Genomic DNA, 19,219 nt, shown 5'->3' with positions numbered 1-19,219 from the left:
CCACCCGCGCAGGCCCGACCATGTGGCAACAACTCTACGACCCGCTCGGTAACGCCAATCTTTCGGCCTTGCTGGCCGCCTTGCCGGTGCTGTTCTTTTTGCTGGCGCTGACGGTGCTGCGGCTCAAGGGGCTGACCGCCGCGTCGCTGGCGGTGCTGGTCTCGGTAGCGGTGTCGTCGCTGGTGTTCGGCATGCCGATGGCCAACATCGTGGGCGCCGCGCTGTTGGGCATCGTCAACGGCATCTTCCCGATCGGCTTTATCGTGCTGATGGCGGTGTGGCTGTACAAGCTGGCGATCCGCAGCGGCAAGTTCGAGGTGATCCGCGGCAGCATCGCCACGGTGTCCGAAGACCAGCGCATCCAGGTGCTGCTGATCGCGTTCTGCTTCGGCGGATTTCTGGAAGGCGCTGCGGGGTTCGGCGTGCCGATCGCCATCTGCGCGGCGCTGCTGGTGGAGCTAGGCTTCCGTCCGCTCAAGGCGGCGATGCTGTGCCTGCTCGCCAACGGCGCGGCGGGCGCCTACGGAGCGATCGGCATCCCGGTGCTGGTCGGCGCGCAGCAAGGTGGCGTGCGCCTGGACGAGATGTCGCTGATGCTGATGGCGCTGGTGCAGGTCTGCGCGCTGTTGGTGCCGGCGGGGCTGGTGGCGTTGCTCGATGGCTGGCGAGGCCTGCGCGAGACCTGGCCGGTGCTGCTGTTTGTCGGCGTGGTATTCAGTGGCGTGCAAACGCTGACCTTGTCTCTGCTGGGTCCGGAACTGGTGGACATTCTCGGCCCGCTGGCCGGCATGGGCGGGCTGGCACTGTTCATGCGGTTCTGGCGCCCCAAGCGCATCTACCGCGAGGCGCAGGCGCCGCCGTGCGCCACCCAGCGCTGGACGCTCAAGCAGGTGCTGCTGGCATGGTCGCCGTTCTACATTTTGACCGGCGCGATCCTGGTATGGAGCCTGCCTGCATTCAAGGCGCTGTTTGCCGCAGACGGCGCGCTTGCCGCCACGGTGCTGCATCTGCCCATCGGCCTGCTCGATCAACGCGTGCAGGAAGTGCCGCCACTGGTCGCCAGCGTGCGCACGCTGCCTGCGGTGTGGCATGTCGGTTGGCTCAACGCCTCGGGCACGGCGATTCTGATCGCCGCAGTGCTGACGGTACTGCTGTCGCCGCGCTTGAACCTGCGCTCGGCAACGGGCGAATTGGTCCAGTCGACAAAAGAGATGTGGAAGCCGCTGGCCACCGTGTCGCTGGTGATGGCGGTGGCCTATGTCACCAATTATTCCGGCGCGTCCTCGTCCATCGGGCTGGCCCTGGCACAGGCCGGAGGCGTGTTTCCGCTGCTGTCGCCGGTCATCGGCTGGATGGGTGTGTTCATCACCGGCTCGGTGGTCAACAGCAATACGCTGTTTGCGCACCTGCAGGCGGTGACGGCGGCACAGATCGGCGTCTCGGCGCCATTGCTGGTGGCCGCCAATACCGCCGGCGGCGTGATGGCGAAACTGGTCTCGCCGCAATCGATCGCCATTGCCGCGGCTGCGGTCAAGCTGGTCGGGCAGGAGTCGGCGATCATGCGGACCACCCTGGCCGCAAGCCTTGGATTGCTGGCGTATGTCTGTCTTTGCACGTGGCTGTTATCGATGGTGTTGCAATGATCTTTCATTGATGCGTGTTGCCGGGCGTAACGCGTTGTTGCTTGTACCGGCCTGCTCTTCTGCGGATCGCAACATGCGTTGGTTGAACCGGGTGCGGTGTTCTTTCTGCTGATGCCGTGACCGCGCAACCAAGCGGGAACATCGGTTCAGTCTGCTTTGGGATGCGCTCTGCTTCCCGCGCTTTAAATTCGGCATTTCCTTGCACGCCGCGTCGCGGCGATGTCGCTACACTCAAGTCCCCTGCGCTTAGGTAGCAGCCGTCCATGACACTGTCAGCAAACGCATTACGTGCGGCTTTTCTAGTGGCCCTCTCCGTCTGCTCACCCGCGTTCGCCGGGACGGCAGCCCAGGCGCCTGCTTCGCCGGAAGCGCAGCACGCATTGCAATGGAAGACCATTGCTGGCGAAGGTAAGCCGCATGCACGGCACGAGAACAGCCTGGTGGCGATCGGCGACCGTCTCTATCTGATCGGAGGGCGCGACGACCGCCCGCTGGACATCTTCGACACTGTTACGCGCCGCTGGTCCAAGGGCAGCGCGCCACCGCTGGCGGTCAGCCACGCGCAGGCAGTGGTGGCGTCGGGAAAGATCTACGTCATCGGCGGCCTGACCGGCGACTATCCGGAAGAAGCAGCGCTGAGCCACCTGTTGATCTACGACCCTGCCACCGATCGCTGGCAGGTGGGTGCGGAGATTCCCAAAAGCCGTCGCCGCGGCGCGGCAGGCGCGGTGGAACACGACGGCGTGCTGTACCTGGTCGGCGGCAACACCCGCGGCCATATGAGCGGTTATGTGCCGTGGCTGGATGCGTTCGATACCAGAACGCAGCAATGGACGCAGCTGGCCGACGCGCCGCGTGCCCGCGATCATTTCCATGCGGCGGTGCTCGACGGAAAACTCTATGCCGCCGGTGGCCGCCGATCGGAGCACGAAAGCGGCAATACCCTGGCGCAAACGATCCCCGAAGTCGATGTATATGACATCCAGCGCGTTACCTGGTCGGTAGCACCGTCCGTGCTGCCGACGCAGCGCGCAGGCACTGCGGCCATCGCACGCAATGGCCAGCTGCTGGTCATCGGCGGCGAGAGCATGCGGCAGGTCAAGGCGCACGACGACGTCGAAGCCTACGACCCGGCCGGATCCACGTGGACGACGCTGGCAGCACTGCCGCAAGGGCGCCACGGCACCCAGGCCGCAGCGGTCGGCGACGATCTGTACATCGTTGCGGGCAGCGGCAACCGTGGCGGCGGGCCGGAGCTGGATGATGTGTTGCTACTGCATGAAGGCAACACACCTAAGCCACGCTGACTCTTGCGTACGGCATGCTGCGAGAGATCTGGTTGAAGATTGTGGGTCTGAAGATAAGGATCTAATCTGCTTCATCGTTCTTCAATCTGCAACGCCAGGGAGTGGTCATGCCGAAGCGTGGATCAGATAGCACGCCATCAACAATGCCTGGCGTTGCCGGGCAATTTTCGCTGCCACTGGTACAGGCGGAAGGCGAGCCGGCAACATCGCCACTGCTGGCGGCTGCCGACCCGCGTTACAGCAATTACATCGTCTATGTCGATGAAAGCGGCGACCACGGCCTGGAGTCGGTAGATCCCAACTATCCGGTGTTTGTGCTGGCCTTGTGTGTCTTCCACAAAGGCCACTACGCGCAACGCGTGGTTCCCGCCATTGAGTCATTCAAGTTCAGGCATTTCGGGCATGACGTGGTGATTCTTCACGAGCATGACATCCGCAAGGAGAAGGGACATTTCCGCTTCAGTGATCGGTTGGAAAAGACGATTTTTCTGGACGAGTTGACGGGAATCATCGAGTCGCACAACTTCATCCTGATCAGCTGTGTCATCGACAAGACACGGCTGAAGGAAAAGGCACAGACCGCAGACAATCCCTACCACCTGGCGCTCGCATTCTGCCTGGAAACACTTTTCGAACTGATGCAGGAAAAGAAGCAGGACGACGTTGCAACGCACGTGGTGGTTGAGTGCCGTGGCAAGAAGGAAGACCGCGATCTGGAACTGGAGTTCAGGCGGATCTGCGACGACGCAAACCGCTGGGGGCGGCAACTCCCCTTCACCATCGTCTTTGCGGACAAAAAAGCCAACTCATCTGGCTTGCAACTGGCTGACCTCGTTGCGCGGCCCATCGGGCTATCGGTACTTCGCCCGGATCATCCCAATCGTGCATTCGACGTGCTGCAGCGAAAATTCTTCTGCAAGCAAGGCCGGCGTCAATTGGGTGTCGACTATGAAGGCTGGGGCCTGAAAATTTTCCCGCCGCCAGAAAGCGAAAAGCCCCGGTGATCTCACCGAGGCTATGACGCCGACCGGGAACCCCCAGTCCACTTAGGATGCGAGTCTAGAGTTCTGGACCGAAGAATTCAAGGTCGCCTGCTACGAAACCGGGTCAGTCAGGACATCGCATCCATAAGCTGTTGTGACTGCTGAAAGAAGAACGGCTTGCAATACAGGGCGATGGGTAAAGCTCCATCGCGACCAGGGCCGCTCCTACTGAAGCGGCGATTGCGCAAACTGCAGCCCAAGCGCCTTGACCCGCACCCGCGCCAGCATCGCGTGCGAAGTCATGTACAGCGTATGGCCGTCGTTGCCGAAGGCGCAGTTGGAAATGGCTTCGCCGGTTTCGATGCGGCCCAGCCTGCGGCCGTCGGGGGCGAACACGATGACGCCGCCGGGGCCGGTGGCGAACAGGTGACCGTCGGCGGAGACCGCCATGCCGTCGGGCAGGCCGGGCGAATCCTTGGCCACCAAATCGGAGGCGTCGGCGAACACGCGCTTGCCGATCACCGCACCGGCTGCGTCGAGCGTGTAGGCCATCCAGATCGGGCGCTGCGGATCGGAGTTGGCTACGTACAAGGTGCGCGCATCGGGCGACAGGGCGATGCCGTTGGGAAGGCTGAGGCTGTCGTCCAGCAGGTGCACACTACCGTCGGTGTCCAGGCGGTAGACACCGTTGAAGCGCAGTTCCTTGACCGGCGAGTCGTTCATGCCCTTCAAGCCGTACGGCGGGTCGGTGAAGAACACCACGCCATCGCTGCGGCGGACCAGATCGTTGGGGCTGTTGAAACGGTGGCCTTCGAACTGCGTCGCCAGCGGCGTCTTCTTGCGCGTGACCGGGTCGAGCCTGGCGACGATGCGCGTGCCGGAATCGGCCAGCAACACGGTGCCGCCCGGTTCGGCATACAGCCCATTGGCGCCGGCTTCGCGCAATGTGGCCTGCTCCGGGCCGCTGTAGCCGGAGGGCGACAGCAGGACCGATAACCCGGTGTCTTCGGACCAGCGATAGAGCTTGTTTTCCGGTACATCGGTGAACAGCAGATAGCCACCGTTACGCACCCAGGCCGGGCCTTCGGACCAGGTGAAGCCTTCGCTGAGCTTTTCGATGCGCGCATCGCTGGCGACCACGTCGCTGAAGCCGCGATCGAAGCTCTGCAGATGCCCGATCGCAGCAAAGCGCGGTGGCGGCACCTCCTTCCTGGTGCAGGCGGCGAGGATTGCCAGCAACGGAACGGCCAGCAGCAGATAGGGCGGCAAGCGCATCGGAAGGTTCCTCGGTAAGGTGGGCAGATGATGACACCCGGCCGGCGCGCCCTCTTCACTTGGGGGCGTTTGGACAGTTAGGTATGCTCGTTGCGGCAGTGGCGTTGCCTGCGCAGATCGGACACGGGCTGCGCCACGCCGACGCGATGGCGAAGATCACCGTCAACATGCCTGGCTGCGGACACGCACGACAAACGTTCAAAGGAGAGGCACATCATGGACCCTGTTTCCCCCAGCGGCATTTGCAACGCACCACCGCGTGTTGGCCGCCGGCTCTTGCAGCGCGGCGCCGTGCTGCTGGCGACCACGCTGTTGGCCGCGTGCGCCGGTGCACACTCCCAACCCTCATCGATTCCCACTACAAAGGAGCGGGCCATGTCGGAGATGACGCCAGAGCAACTGGCACAAGGCGTAGTGCGGCTGATCCTGGCAATCCGCGGCAAGCAGGATCTGACCCCGAAGCAGATCGCCGCGCATGCGGGCTTGCAGGTGGACGCGGGCGACAACGCGCAGCAATTCAGCGCGTTCGGTCGTCTGGCCGACGGCGGCCGCTACGCGTTGGAGTCGGTGGCCGACACCGATGGGCAGCCGCCGTCGCGTTTGGATTTCGCGTTCGCGCCGGATGCGGCTGCGCCGGCGCGCTGCACGCAACCGATCGGTCCGTACCGGCAGGCGTTGGTCGAGGCCGGTTTCGTCGCGCAGTGGATCGCGCCACCGCGCCTGGGCAGCCCCGGCCGCTGGCACTTCGAGCGTGGCCCTGTGGTGGTTTACGCGTTCGTCGGCAAGGAGACTGCGCAGGACGACATGCAGGCTTGCATTTCTGCGTTGCAAATCCTTGCCACCGCATAAGGAGAGGGTGTGATGGCGAACGATGACGACCTGGAAAAAATGGTGGCTGCGTTCGAAGCGACCCATGCCAAGGAGGGTCAGGCGCTGCGGCAGATGTTGGACAACACGCCCGACCTCAAGGCACGGGTGGAGCAGGCGATCGAGCAGAAGCAGCTGTCCGGTTTCGGGCCGCATCCGGACAATGGGGCCGGTGCGTACCGGCCGGGCACCGGCGAGATCCTGCTGCCGATGGACGTGCTGCGCACCGCCAATATGGATACTCCGCGCGACGATTCGGCCAATACCGCGAGGATCATCCTCGGCCACGAGATCGGCCATGCGATCAACAAGGCAGCGATCGATCAATCCCACGCTGCCTTCAAGGACAAGATCGACGAAATCGCCAAGTCGCCTTCGCCACACGATTACACCGCGGCATTGAAGGCGCACGGCGCCGAGGAGCGCACGCGCGAGTCCAAAGACGAGATCGCTGGCGTCAACACGCTGGCCGATTACGTTAAGCACCGTCATCCCGAGGCGACGCTGAAGGATCTGTACAACGCCAGTACGGAGATGGCCAACTATATCGACAAGAACGGCGAGGGCGCCAAGGCGACTTACAAGGCCAAGGATGGGCTGAGCTTCGGCAACGACCTGAAGATCGATGCGAACGCGCCGAAGAACGTGGAGGCGATGGGCAAGCTGTTCTACGACACACGCGGTTATCCGCAGCACTACGGCGCACGCGGTCTGCTCATGGTCGCCGAGACAGAGGAGGCCGCGCAACTGCACGATCCCAAGCGTGTACAGCCGGAAGTGCGCGCCGATCTGAAGGCGCTGGGCATCGATCAGGACAAGGTCCCGCCAGAGTGGATACCGAACGGGTTTCGCGATACCGGCATGACACCGCCGGCGCCGCCTACCGGCGCGCCTGCAGCCGAGCCGACTGGCGCGGACCGGGCCTTGCACGACAAGGTGCGCAGCGGCGTGGCCCAGGCTGAGCAGGCGCTAGGCAAGGGCTGGGACGACAACAGCGAACGCATGACAGCCAGCCTGACGCTACTGGCCAAGCAAAGCGGCTTCGGCGAGCACGACCAGCTGTCGGTGGGATTCAACCGACCCACGGCGACGCGCCAGGGCGGCGAGTTGGCGTTCGTGTATCGCGACGGCAACACTGCCTCACCCGATCCCTATGCCAATCGCGCGCAAATGCCGACCAGCGAAGCGATCGCGCGGCCTGCCCAGGAAACCTACCAGCAGCTGCAGCAGCAGCCCGTGCAGCAGGCGCAGGCCCAACGCATGGTGCAAGAGCAGGACACGCAAGCGCAGACCCAGGCCACCGCTGCGCCGGTGCTGACGCGCTGAGCCGATGCCGGCGTTGCGCCTGCGCGACGGTCACCTCAGAAATCCAGTGCCGTGGCAGTAGCCGACGGATGACGTACGGCTACTGCGCCCATAGGGTGCGCTAGTGCGCTTGCGCCGGCAAAGCCAGCACCGCATCCAGCGCCGGTTTGGGCTGGTAATTGCGATCGAACAGCAGCGGATAGTTGGTACGGCCCGGCACGGGGTAGTCGTTCTTCCATGACATGCCGTCGGTGACGCCCCAGACACTGACGCGGGCGAGCTTGTCGCGCTTGCGCCAGAACAGCGCGAACAATTCGGCGTAGCGATCGCGCAGCTGCGCCTGCACCTGCGGTGGCAGGCCCTCGCGATACGGGTCGAGAAAGCGTTTGAATTCCGGCAGCTGGAACTGCGTGTGCGCAAGCCCGGTACCGATGACCTGGCCTTCCCTGGTGAGCGGCAACACGTCGATGTCCAGCTCGGTGATCATGACCTTGATGCCGAGCGCGGCGTAGGCATCGATGGCGTTTTCGATGTCGCGCAGGCTGGGATAGTTGAGCCCCCAGTGTCCCTGCATGCCGACGCCATCGATGCGGATGCCGGCGTGCTGCAGCATCCTGACCATGCGCACGATGCCGTCGCGCTTGGCCGGGCGCCAGGCATTGAAGTCGTTGTAGTACAGCTGCGCATCGGGCGCATACCGCTGCGCGAAGCGGAAGGCATTGCGCACCACGGTGTCGCCATCGCCCACGCGCTGCACCCAGTTGGTGGAGCGATAACTGCCGTCCTCGTCGATGATCTCGTTGACCACGTCCCAGGCCTGCACCTTGCCGACATAGCGCCCTGCCACGCGCTCGATGTGCGCGCGCATGCGTTCCAGCTGCGCATCGGCGCTGTTGGGCTTGCCCTGCGCATCGACGAAGAACCAGTCCGGCGTCTGGTTGTGCCAGACCAGCGTATGGCCGATCACGAACATGTCGTGGCTGCGGCCGTAGGCGACGAAGGCATCGGCAGCGCTGAAGTCGAACACGCCCGGGCGCGGGGCGACCACGTCGGCCTTCATCACGTTCTCGGCGGTGACGGCGTTGAAGTGGCAGGCCACGAGCGCGGCAGAGGCGGCATCCTTGCCGGAGACGATGTCGGCATTGACGGCGGTGCCGATCAAAAAGCCGCCGGCGTAGGCGCGCTGGAGCGAGGTGCTGCGGGTGTCGCAGGCAGCGAAGGCTGGCAGTGCGGTAATGGTGCTGATGACAGCGAACGCAATGCTCAGGCATGTTGATGCGCGCGTGCGGTTCTCATGCATGACAGGCTTCCTGATCAGATGCGTCTTGCGTTCTCTTCGCGTGTGACCGTGACTGGCAACGCGCGCCGGTGGGAGGTCGCAACCTACGTTGCCAACTGCGTTTGAATCCAGCAGCCGCGCTAGCGATATCGGGAGCGCGTTTGCGTCGATCGCGTCTGTTGCGTGCAAGCACCTCATCGCCATCCGCACGCGACACCTCACATGCACGCGCCACGCCATCGCCAGGCAGCAGACCCGTCACTCCACCACCACCTGCGCACTGCCCGCCTGCAAGCTGTCGGATTCGACATGGACAGTGATCGTGCCACGCACGCCGGCCTTGGCACGCACGATCGCCAGGCACAGCCCGTTGAAGGCGTTGCGTTGCGGCGAAGCGAACGATTCCAGGTTGGTGGGATCGCCGTTGTCGGTGGCGACCAGCTCGCCCGGGCCTTCGATGCGGAAACGCAGGCTGTCGCCGGCAGTCGGCGCAGGGCGGCCGGCGCGATCGAGCAGGCGCACGGTGATAAAGCCCAGATCCTGGCCGTCGCCACGGATGCTGCTGCGGTCGGGCGTCACCTGCATGCGCGCGGCGCTGCCGGCGGTTTGTACGCGGTCGTCGGCCCAGGGTTTGCCCTGCCTGTACGCCTGCACGCGCAGCTCGCCGGGCTGGTAGACCACCGCATCCCAACGCAGCCGGTACTGCAGCGGGCCCTTGCGCCTGCGTCCCTGCGAGACGCCATTGACGAACAGCTCGGCCTCATCGCCGGAGGTGAACACATGCACCGGCCGGACCTGGCCCTCGCGGCCCGGCCAGGTCCAGTGTGGCAGCAGATGCGCCATCGGCACGTCGGGGCGCCAACGCGATTGATACAGCCAGTAGCGATCCTTGGGAAAACCGGCCAGATCGAAGATGCCGGAATAGGAACTGCGCGAACTGTAGTACGGCGTGGGCTCGCCCAGATAATCGAAACCGGTCCAGACGAATTCGCCGGCAACATACCGATGCCGGTCCTGGGCCGCGAACACCTTGTCGGCGCTGGAGCCGAAGTCCACCGCGTGCAGTTCGTAGGCGCTGACCTGGTGCGCGACCGAATCGCCGCCGCGCCCATCGCGCACCGGCGCGCTGGTGTCCGGCGTCACCGGAAACAGATACACGCCGCGACTGCTCAACGCCGAGGCGGTCTCGCTGCTGAGGATGGCCTTGTGCGGGAACCTGCCATGGAACGCGGGATACTGCGGTTGCTTGCGGATGCGCTCGGTACCTGCGAATTCCGGTGCGTCGCGGATGCCTTCGCCCTGGTAGTTGAGGCTGATGACATCCAGCGCAGCGGGTAGCGGCATCTCGGGCGAAGCGTAGTTCATCGCCACCGTGGCCGGGCGCGAGGGGTCTTCCTCATGCACGATGGCGTGCAAGCGACGTGCGATCGCCGCGCCCTGCTCGCCGGTGTATTGCTCGCCGACTTCGTTGCCAACGCTCCACAGCATCACCGAGGGATGATTGCGGTCGCGCCGCAGCATCGCGCGCAGATCCGGCTCGTGCCACTGCGGGAACACCAGGTGGAAATCCAGCGGGGTCTTCTTCATCTGCCAACTGTCGAATACCTCGTCCACCACCAGCAGGCCCATGCGGTCGGTCAGCTCCAGTAATTCCGGCGCGGGCGGGTTGTGGCTCATGCGGATGGCGTTGGCACCCATCTGCTGCAGCAACTGCAGTTGCCGCTCGGCGGCGCGCACATTGAACGCCGCCCCCAGCGCGCCGAGATCGTGATGATTGTTCACGCCGCGAATCGGCACATGTTCGCCGTTGACCAGCAGGCCCTTGTCGGCATCGAACACGATGCTGCGAATGCCGAACGGTGTTTCGTAGCGATCCACCACGCGCCCGTTGTGGCTGACCTCGGTCACTGCGACATAGCGGTGCGGGCGCTGGGTCGGCGGCGGGCCCCACAGACGCGGGCGGTCGATCTGCGTGCTGCCCTGCACGCGTGCGCTCCCACCTGCGGGGACCGCAACCTGCATGGGTGCGATGCGCGCGACCGGCTCGCCGCTACGCGTGCCGCGTGCACCGTCGAGCACATAGATCGCGGTGCTGACCTGCGCCTGCACCGCACCGCGCGCAGCATTGTCCAGTGTGATCGCCAGCTGCACCTGCGCGGTGTCGGCCGACACCTGCGGTGTGGTCAGCTGCGTGCCCCAGTGCGCGACATGCAGCGGCGCGGCGCTGGTCAGCCACACGTTGCGATACAACCCGCCACCCGGATACCAGCGCGCCGAATCCGGCGGATTATCCAGACGAATCGCTAATTGATTGCGTCCACCGGGCACCACATACGGGGTCAGGTCCACGCGCCAGGAGCTGTAGCCATACGGCCAACCGCCGACCAGCTTGCCGTTGAGCCAGACCGTGGCATAGGCCATCGCGCCATCGAGGTCCAGAAACAGCGAACGTCCGCGATCGCTGGCCGGGATGTCCAGGTGCTTGCGATACCAGCCCACGCCCCAGCTCGGCAAGCGGCCCATGCCGCCATAGGGACCATCGGCCAGGAACGGCCCGGCGATGGCCCAATCGTGCGGTAGATCCACGCGCTCCCAGCCGCTATCGTCGAACTGCGCTTGCACGAAGGCCACGGTGCTGCCGGGATGGCCGGGCGGGCGCGCGTGGCGTTTTGCCGGGTCTGCAATCAATGCATTGGCCGTAGGCAGGATCCACGGCTTGAGCACGCGTGTTGCGGCAGCATCGCGGTGCTGCGCCTGCTCGGGTTGCGCATCGGCCACCTTGCCGTCCTCGCTGCGTACCACGTGCGGGCGGACGTCGTAGTCCAGGGTTTCGCGATTGCCCGGGGGATCGCCGCGGTGGAAGTGCCATTGCGCGTTGAGCGAGACACGCTCGCGTGGTTGCTCGGCCGGCGCCGTTGGTAGTGTTGCCAGGGCCGGCAATGCGATGCAGAGCAAGAGGGCGGCGATACGTGCCAAGCATGCGCCGTGCTTGAGGAGAGGTCGCGTCACCGCATCTTCCATGCCTGTGCGTGTCATATCGCGCGTCCACCCGACCATGCATGCACACGTGGCAAATCCACTCCACGTGCATACGGGTGGGCATCGCTGCGTGCCGTCGTGCTCACGCTCACAGGTTGTAGGCCCGCTTGGGCAGGCCGTAGGCCAGATCGATCGCCACCTCGGCCGCTTCATCCTCATCCAGACGGTGCTCGGCGACCAGCTTGGCGAGAAACGCGCTGTCCACGCGCCGCGCCACATCGTGCCGCGCCGGAATCGACAGAAACGCGCGGGTATCGTCGTTGAAGCCCACGGTGTTGTAGAAACCGGCGCTGGCCAGGGTCTGCTCGCGGAAGCGCCACATGCCTTCCGGCGCGTCATGGAACCACCAGGCCGGGCCCAGCAGCAGCGACGGGTAATGCCCGGCCAGTGGCGCCAGCTCGCGGCTATAGCTGGTTTCGTCCAGGGTGAACACGATCAGGCGCAGGCGCGGGTCGTTGCCGAACCGGTCCAACAAGGGCTTGAGCGCGTGCACATAGTCGGTGCGCATCGGAATATCGGCGCCCTTGTCGCGCCCGAAGGTCTGGAACAGCTGCCGGTTGTGATTGCGGAAGCAGCCCGGATGCAGCTGCATCACCAGGCCGTCGTCCAGGCTCATCGCCGCCATCTCGGTCAGTACCTGCGCGCGGAACAGCTCTGCCTGCGCGGGCGTGGCCGCACCGCGCACCACGGTGTCGAACAGGCGTTGCGCCTCGGCCGGCGACAGATCGGCGGTGGCCGCACTGGGGTGGCCGTGGTCGGTCGAGGTTGCGCCATGCGCGGCAAAGAAGGCGCGACGCTGCCGATGCGCACGCAGATAGCCCTGCCAGCTCAGCACATCCTCGCCGGTAAGCGCGCCGAACTGCTGCAGCGCACCGGCAAACTGTTCGTGGTCGGGGTCGACCACCGGGTCCGGGCGGTACGCGGTGAGCACGCGTCCTTTCCAGCCGCTGGCGCGAATGGCCGCGTGGTACTGCAGCGTATCCAGCGGCGACTCGGTGGTGGCAATCACCGCGATGTTGAAACGCTCGAACAGGGCACGCGGGCGAAACGCTGCTGTCTGCAAGGCGGCGCTGATGTGGTCGTAGTAATGATCGGCGCTGCCGGCATCCAGCCGGATGCGCAGGTCGAACACGGCATGGAAGACATGATTGAGCCACAACGCAGAGGGCGTGCCCCGCAGCAGGTGGTAGTTCTCGGCGAACACGCGCCACGCCGCGCGCGGATCCACCGCCGCACGCGACCCATCCGCACGCGGAATCCCCAATGCATCGAGCGCGATGCCCTGGCTGTAGAGCATGCGGAACACATAGTGGTCCGGCACCAGCAACAGCTCGGTGGCATTGGCGAATGGCGCATCGGTGGCGAACCATGCCGGGTCGGTATGGCCGTGCGGGCTGATGATCGGCAGCGCGGCGATCTGCGCATACAGGCGCCGCGCGATCGCGCGCGTGCCGGGATCGGCGGGCAGCAGGCGGTCGGCGTGCAGGGTCAGGAGCGAAGGCGTGGACATGGAATCAAAGCATCCAGAGAGACGGAGAGCGAAACCTGTCGGCCGCCCGCGTCATGGCGCGGGCGTGCCGGGATGGGTGGCAACGTAATCGCGCAGCCAGGCCAGCGCGGGCCGCTCGGTGCCATCGGCACGGATCAGGTACGCCGCTTCCTTGTCGCGCCACAGCCCGGGACGAAAGCCCCACAGCGTGATGCCGCGCACCGCCGGGTGCTCCCAGAACACCGGGAAGACGCGCTGGTAGTCGGCCAGCTGCTGCGCATCGCTGGGCCCGTCCAGATCGAACTCGGTGATGTAGATCGGCAAGCCGGTCGCGGCCAGTGCATCGAGATTGGCACGATGCACCGACATCGCTACGTTCGGAGTGGTTTCGAAAGCATGCTCCTGCACGCCGATCGCATCGACCAGCTGCTCGCGCTGCAGCAACTGCACGATCTGCAGGTACTTCTGCGTGGCCTGGGCGCTGTTGGTGATGCTGTAGTCGTTGATCATCAGCCGCGCACGCGGAAAGTGCTGGCGCGCCAACCGAAACGACTGCAGCACCCATTCCCAGCCGCTGGCGCCGTCGCCGCCGAGCGCCTGCAGATAATTGCCGCCGCCGGCGTCGTTTTTGCCGGGCGGGTCGTTGAGCGGCTCGTTGACCACTTCCAGCAGGTCGATGTCCGGATACCGCTGCGCCACCGCGGCAAACCACTGCTCGATCTCGCGGCGTTGCTCGGCCGGCGGCAACGACGTGATCCACTCCGGTTGCTGATTGCCCCACACCATCACATGCATCTGGAACGGCATGCCGTTGGCCTTGGCGAAGCGGTAGGCAGTATCCAGCCCGCTCCAGTCCATCTGGTCGCGCACCGCTTCCACACTGCCCCACTTGCCGCTGTTCTCGGGTGTGAGCTTGTTCCAGTACTGTGCGAATCCTGGCGCCTGTTGCGGGCTGTAGGTACTGCCCAGGAACTTGGGCGCGCCGGCGGCCAGCGGTGCGGCCTGCGCCAGGCTTGCGATGTTCGCTGCAAACAACACGCCGACTGACAGTGTGCGTAAGTGCATGATGATCCCTCAGGACGATGCGTTGGCGGCCGGTGAGGCCGCTGCCGGCAGCTGCGCCGGCTCCAGGCGTGGCACCAGCGCGTGCACCACCGCCAGCGCCAGCAGGTAGGCCGAGCCTGCCATCAGGAACACCGGCACATAACTGCCGGTGGCCTGTAGAAGGAACCCGATGAAGGTGGCGATCAGCATGCCACCGACCGCGCCGGCAAAGCCGCCGATGCCGACCACCGTGGCCACCGCATGCCGCGGAAACATGTCCGAGGGCAGCGTGAACAGGTTGGCCGACCAGCCCTGATGCGCGGCAGTGGCCAGGCCGATCAGGCCGACCGCCAGCCACAGATTGTCTGCGCGTGCAGCGAACACGATCGGCACCACCGAGACGGCGCAGATCAGCATCGCGGTCTTGCGCGCACGATTGACGCTCCAACCGCGCGCGATGAAGCGCCCGGCGACCCAGCCGCCGGCAATGCTGCCGATATCGGCAAGCACAAAGATCACGATCAACGGCGCACCCAGTTGCAACAGGCTCAAGCCGTATTCGGCATGCAGGAACTTGGGCAGCCAGAACAGGAAGAACCACCAGATCGGGTCGGTAATGAACTTGCCCAGCACGAACGCCCAGGCCTGCCGGTGCCGCAGCACCTGCAACCACGACAGCCGCCGCTGCACCGGCGCGTGCGCATCGCTGCGGATATGCGCCAGCTCTGCCGCCGACAGGCCGGGTTGCTGCTCGGGCGGGTGATAGCTGAGCCACCACACCAGCAGCCAGGTGGCGCTGAGCACACCGGTGAACAGGAAGGCCGCCTGCCAGCCCCAGGCGGTGGCGATCAACGGCACCAGCAACGGCGCGACGATCGCACCGATGTTGGAGCCGGAGTTGAAGATGCCGGTGGCCAGGGCGCGCTCGCGACGCGGAAACCACTCAGCCACCGTCTTCAACGCAGCGGGGAAGTTGCCGGACTCGCCCAGCCCCAGAAAGAAGCGCGCGATCGCAAAGCCCACCACACTGGTGGCCAGCGCGTGCCCCATCGCCGCCAGGCTCCAGATGCCGATCGCCAGGGCATAACCGACGCGCGTGCCGAAGCGGTCGATCACCGCACCGCTGCACAACAGGCCCAGCGCGTAGGCCGCCTGGAATGCGGTGACGATATAGCCGTACTGGATCTCGTTCCAGCCGATCTGCGTCTGCAGAAACGGCGCCAGCACGCCAAGCACCTGGCGATCGACATAGTTGATGGTGGTAGCGGCAAGCAGCAGTGCGCACACGCGCCAACGCATGCGGCCCAGGCGCGCCAGCGTGCCGGCGGGGGCAGCGGCTTGCGGCAACTCGCTCATGTGCGCGAACGCCATAATGCTGCTACACGCATGGCGCGATGGGCAATTGCGCAACGACCACGGCAAGGCGCTGCCGCGTGTCGAGGGCAGCCCGGCGCATCGCTGCCGCGTTCTTCGGTTCGATTCATCGAGCACTGCACCTGCACGAAGGTAGCCTTGCGCCACGGGTGATAGCGCTACCATTACCACGCCATCGGGCAAAAACCATCGCGCAGTGCAGCACGCCACAAGTCGTGCGTGACGGATACGGGTTTGAGCAGCGCCACTGTCGCATTCGCTGCGCTGCCTGCGCCGCCTATGCTGCCCTGCAGCGTGATGTTCTGAATTTGGTAGCGCTAACATCCAGCGCCACCGATCGCCCGTTCTTCCCCACCGCACCATCGCTGCGCCGCGCATCGGCAGCGGCACTCCCTGCGCAGGGGCGATGCGTGGGACATCTGCTCACCTGTTAGGGAAGGGATTACGGTGAAGAACAGCTACGCACGAACCGCGTTGTCCTGCGCGTTGGGGTCCATCCTGCTGGGCATGGCCAGCACTGCCGCCTTGGCCCAGTCCACCGACGCCGCCAACGCAACGACCGCACAAGCTCCACCGGCCGCAACGACCAGCGGCGAGGCAGTGACCCAGCTCGACACCGTCACCGTCTCCGGCTACCGACGCAGCATCCAGTTCTCCACCGATGCCAAGCGCGACTCGGTGGGCTTTGCCGACACCGTATTTGCCGAGGATATCGGCAAGTTCCCGGACATGAATATCGCCGAGTCGCTCAACCGCATTCCCGGCGTGCAGCTCTCGCGCGACGTCAATGGCGAGGGCTTGAACATCGCCATCCGCGGCCTGGGCACCAGCTTCACCAAGACCACGCTCAACGGCGCCAGCATCGCCACCGCCTCGATCGGCCTGAACGCGCAGAACCAGAACCGCGAAGTCGATCTGAACCTGTTTCCCACCGAGTTCTTCACCCAGCTCACCGTGAGCAAGACGCCCACCGCCAGCATGCTCGAAGGCGGCGTGTCCGGCGTGGTGGACATGCGCAGCGCGCGCCCGTTCGATCGCCCCGGCGTGCACTTCACCTACCAGGCCCAGGCCGACTGGAACAGCACCAGCGAAAAGACCACCCCGCGCGGCGCCTTCATGGGCAGCTGGACCAACGAGGCAGGCACCTTCGGCGCGCTGTTCGGCGTGGCCTCGGTGCGCAGCAAGCTGGGCGTGCGCGGCTTCGAGAGCGTGGGCTGGACCAACCCCGGCCTGACCTACACCCAGTGCGGGCTCACCCCGCCTGCGGGCACGCTGGCCACCAATCAGCCGGCCGCCTGCAACGTCAACGGCGGCGGCAACTGGCGCATTCCCGACCGCGTGCCGGCCACCGCCGGCAGCGGCCTGACCACCGGCGAGACCATCGATGCGGCCTGGCTGCTGGCGCGCAACCCGGGCCTGAGCATCGACCAGATCAGCGACGCGCTGATTCCGCGGCTGGGCCGCAGCGTCTACATGAATGGCGATCGCGACCGCGATGCCTCGGTGATGTCGCTGGAATGGCGCCCCTCCGACAGCATGCATTTCTACCTGGATACGCTGTATTCGGAAGCCAAGCGCACCACAGAGCGGATCAGCATGAATCTGATCGGCCGCAACGGCAACATGATCCCGCTGGGCATGCAGCTGGACCAGAACAACGTGGTCACCAGCGCCACCTTCGCCAATGCGCAGTATTTTTTGGAAGCGCGCCCGTACCGCGAAGAGGTCAAGTTCTGGAGCGTCAACCCGGGTGCGGAACTGTTGTTCGGCGCGGACCAGGACATCAAGCTCAACGTGCAGGCCAATGCCACGCGTAGCTGGCTGGAGCGTGAGTCGCCCAGCATCCTGGTCACCTCGCCGTTCACCACCGTCGACTACCGCAATGAAGGCGGCGACCGCCCGTCGATCAGCAGCCCGCTCGACCTCAACGACCCGAACCTGGGCTGGGGCTGGAACGGGGGCCGGGTCAATATCCAGAACGAAAAACGCGTGACCGAGACGCGTGGTGGACGCGCCGATCTGCAGTTCGGCGAAGGCAAGCGCAACATCAAGATCGGCGCCGCCTACGACCAGGCCGAGCGCACCATTCGCGGCTTCGACAACAGCATCGCCTGGGAGCAGGTGGTCTGCCGCGGCGGCGGCGGCACCATCTGCAACGGCGGCCCCGGCTCGGCAATTCCCAATGCGGCCCTGGCCGGCTATCTGCGCCCCGGCCCGGATGGCTTCATCACCGCCGATTTCAACCGCTTCCTGGGCGACACCAACTACTACGCACTACGCGATTCCGCCCCGGAAACCAACTCCGCCAACACCGGCGCCTCGGCCGGCGGCATCCGCGAAAAGAACTGGGGTTTCTACATCGAAACCAACGCCGAAACCGAAGTGTGGAACCGCACGCTGCGCTTCAATGCCGGCGTGCGTTACGTGACCACCGACCAGACCATCACCGGCCCGGTCACCATCAACGGCATCCGCCGCATCCAGGTGCTGGATTCGGACTACAAGGAAACCCTGCCCTCGTTCAACGCCGCCTGGGACGTGGCAGACAACGTGGTGCTGCGCCTGTCCAGCTCGCGCACGCTCACCCGCCCCGATCCCAGCGCGATGCTGCCCAACACCAACTTCAGCGACCCCTCCGCGCAGACTGCAACCCAGGGCAATCCGAACCTGGCGCCGTATCTGTCCACCAACGTGGATTTCGGCGGCGAGTGGTACACCGGCGGCGAAGGCTATGTGGGCCTGACGCTGTTCAACAAGCGCATCAGCGGCTTCACCGTCAACGGCGTGCGGCGCATTCCCTTCAACGACCTGGGCGTGCCGTACGAGAGCCTGCTGCCGATCCAGCAGGCCGGCCTGGACCAGCGCGGCGGCCCGAATGCGGCCACCGTGGATGTACAGACCCAGGTCAACGCCGACGGCGTGCTCAACATCCGCGGCACCGAGGCGATCTGGATGCAGCCGCTGGACAAGCTGGTCGACGGCCTGGGCTTCAGCGTCAACTACACCCACGTCACCCAATCCTCCGAAGGCGAAGGCATTCCGGCAGTAGCGGTCGGCGTCGCACCCAACCTGTGGAACGGCACCGTGTACTGGGAGAAGGACGCCGCCTCGGTGCGCCTGTCCTACACCTGGAACGACGACATGGCGATCTCCGGCGCCAACCAGAACGGCATTCCGTATGCGCGCCTCAACGCCGATGCGCGCGGGCAGCTGGATCTGTCGGCCAGCTACGCACTGGACTGGCTGCCGTCCAAGCCGCAGCTCACCCTCAACGTCACCAACCTCACCGACGAACCGCTGCGCACCACCTACGCCTGGCCCAACGCCACCTACGATCTGTACGAGCCCGGCCGCACGGTCATGCTCGGCATCCGCGGCACGTTCTGAGCGTGGTCATCGACACGACAGCGCAGAGGCCAGGCGGGTTCGGCCGATCCGTGGGGAGCGCGTGGCCTTGTTGCATGGCCCGCGCAGCGCGTGCCGCTGTCGCCTGCCTGGCGACGGCACGCGCGGTTCTGCCGGACACTTCAGGCGCCATGCCTGCTGCCGCGATCCGGACCGATCGCGGTCGGCGGCATCGCGCGCGCCGCGGCGTTTCCCGCAGCACTCCTCGA

General features: G+C 65.4%; 12 protein-coding genes. 6 read left to right on the top strand and 6 right to left on the bottom strand.

From position 1 onward, the window contains the following. Window positions 1-20 precede the first annotated feature (20 nt). The 3 genes from XaplCFBP3123_RS20485 (at window position 21) to XaplCFBP3123_RS20475 (ending at window position 3,954) form a co-directional block, all read left to right on the top strand. Complete coding sequence (locus tag XaplCFBP3123_RS20485; protein ID WP_104535694.1) at window positions 21-1,643, top strand: L-lactate permease; 1,623 nt, start codon at window positions 21-23, stop codon at window positions 1,641-1,643. Window positions 1,644-1,906: 263 nt separating this feature from the next. Then, window positions 1,907-2,950, top strand: coding sequence for a Kelch repeat-containing protein (locus tag XaplCFBP3123_RS20480; protein ID WP_104535693.1), 1,044 nt, complete (start codon window positions 1,907-1,909; stop codon window positions 2,948-2,950). A gap of 107 nt (window positions 2,951-3,057) precedes the next feature. Further along, a complete protein-coding gene (locus tag XaplCFBP3123_RS20475; protein WP_253254271.1) occupies window positions 3,058-3,954 on the top strand; it encodes a DUF3800 domain-containing protein in 897 nt (298 codons plus the stop codon). 204 nt (window positions 3,955-4,158) lie between these two features. Here XaplCFBP3123_RS20475 and XaplCFBP3123_RS20470 read toward each other — a convergent pair whose 3' ends face one another. Further along, a complete protein-coding gene (locus XaplCFBP3123_RS20470; protein ID WP_104535691.1) occupies window positions 4,159-5,208 on the bottom strand; it encodes an SMP-30/gluconolactonase/LRE family protein in 1,050 nt (349 codons plus the stop codon). Between the two features lie 375 nt (window positions 5,209-5,583). Between XaplCFBP3123_RS20470 and XaplCFBP3123_RS20465 the strand changes: the two genes are divergently transcribed. Both XaplCFBP3123_RS20465 and XaplCFBP3123_RS20460 read left to right on the top strand, forming a co-directional pair. Next, window positions 5,584-6,057, top strand: a complete 474-nt coding sequence (locus XaplCFBP3123_RS20465; RefSeq protein WP_253254270.1) for a hypothetical protein — start codon at window positions 5,584-5,586, stop codon at window positions 6,055-6,057. Window positions 6,058-6,069: 12 nt separating this feature from the next. Further along, the gene (locus XaplCFBP3123_RS20460) at window positions 6,070-7,401 is read left to right on the top strand and encodes an XVIPCD domain-containing protein (RefSeq protein ID WP_104535689.1); all 1,332 of its coding nucleotides are present in this window, start codon (window positions 6,070-6,072) and stop codon (window positions 7,399-7,401) included. A gap of 100 nt (window positions 7,402-7,501) precedes the next feature. Here the strand turns inward: XaplCFBP3123_RS20460 and XaplCFBP3123_RS20455 are convergent, their stop codons facing one another. From XaplCFBP3123_RS20455 to XaplCFBP3123_RS20435, 5 genes are all read right to left on the bottom strand, one after another. After that, window positions 7,502-8,680, bottom strand: a complete 1,179-nt coding sequence (locus XaplCFBP3123_RS20455; protein WP_104535688.1) for an endo-1,4-beta-xylanase — start codon at window positions 8,678-8,680, stop codon at window positions 7,502-7,504. A 237-nt stretch (window positions 8,681-8,917) separates the two neighbouring features. Next, window positions 8,918-11,680 carry a beta-galactosidase GalB gene (galB, locus tag XaplCFBP3123_RS20450; RefSeq protein WP_253254273.1) on the bottom strand — a complete coding sequence of 921 codons (2,763 nt, stop codon included), beginning with the start codon at window positions 11,678-11,680 and terminating at the stop codon, window positions 8,918-8,920. Between the two features lie 106 nt (window positions 11,681-11,786). Continuing rightward, window positions 11,787-13,208: a glucuronate isomerase gene (uxaC, locus tag XaplCFBP3123_RS20445; protein WP_104535687.1), complete on the bottom strand. Its 1,422-nt coding sequence runs from the start codon at window positions 13,206-13,208 to the stop codon at window positions 11,787-11,789. Between the two features lie 51 nt (window positions 13,209-13,259). Continuing rightward, window positions 13,260-14,252 carry an endo-1,4-beta-xylanase gene (locus XaplCFBP3123_RS20440; RefSeq protein ID WP_104535686.1) on the bottom strand — a complete coding sequence of 331 codons (993 nt, stop codon included), beginning with the start codon at window positions 14,250-14,252 and terminating at the stop codon, window positions 13,260-13,262. Window positions 14,253-14,261: 9 nt separating this feature from the next. Beyond that, window positions 14,262-15,587, bottom strand: coding sequence for an MFS transporter (locus XaplCFBP3123_RS20435; RefSeq protein ID WP_172453417.1), 1,326 nt, complete (start codon window positions 15,585-15,587; stop codon window positions 14,262-14,264). Between the two features lie 465 nt (window positions 15,588-16,052). On the opposite strand from XaplCFBP3123_RS20435, the gene XaplCFBP3123_RS20430 reads away from it, so the two are divergent. Next, window positions 16,053-18,992: a TonB-dependent receptor gene (locus XaplCFBP3123_RS20430; RefSeq protein ID WP_172453416.1), complete on the top strand. Its 2,940-nt coding sequence runs from the start codon at window positions 16,053-16,055 to the stop codon at window positions 18,990-18,992. Window positions 18,993-19,219: the final 227 nt, after the last annotated feature.

This window comes from Xanthomonas arboricola pv. populi (assembly GCF_002939945.1).
Lineage (GTDB): Bacteria > Pseudomonadota > Gammaproteobacteria > Xanthomonadales > Xanthomonadaceae > Xanthomonas > Xanthomonas arboricola_A.
Note: the sequence above shows the minus strand (reverse complement) of the source record. Positions and strands in the feature narration are given on the sequence as shown.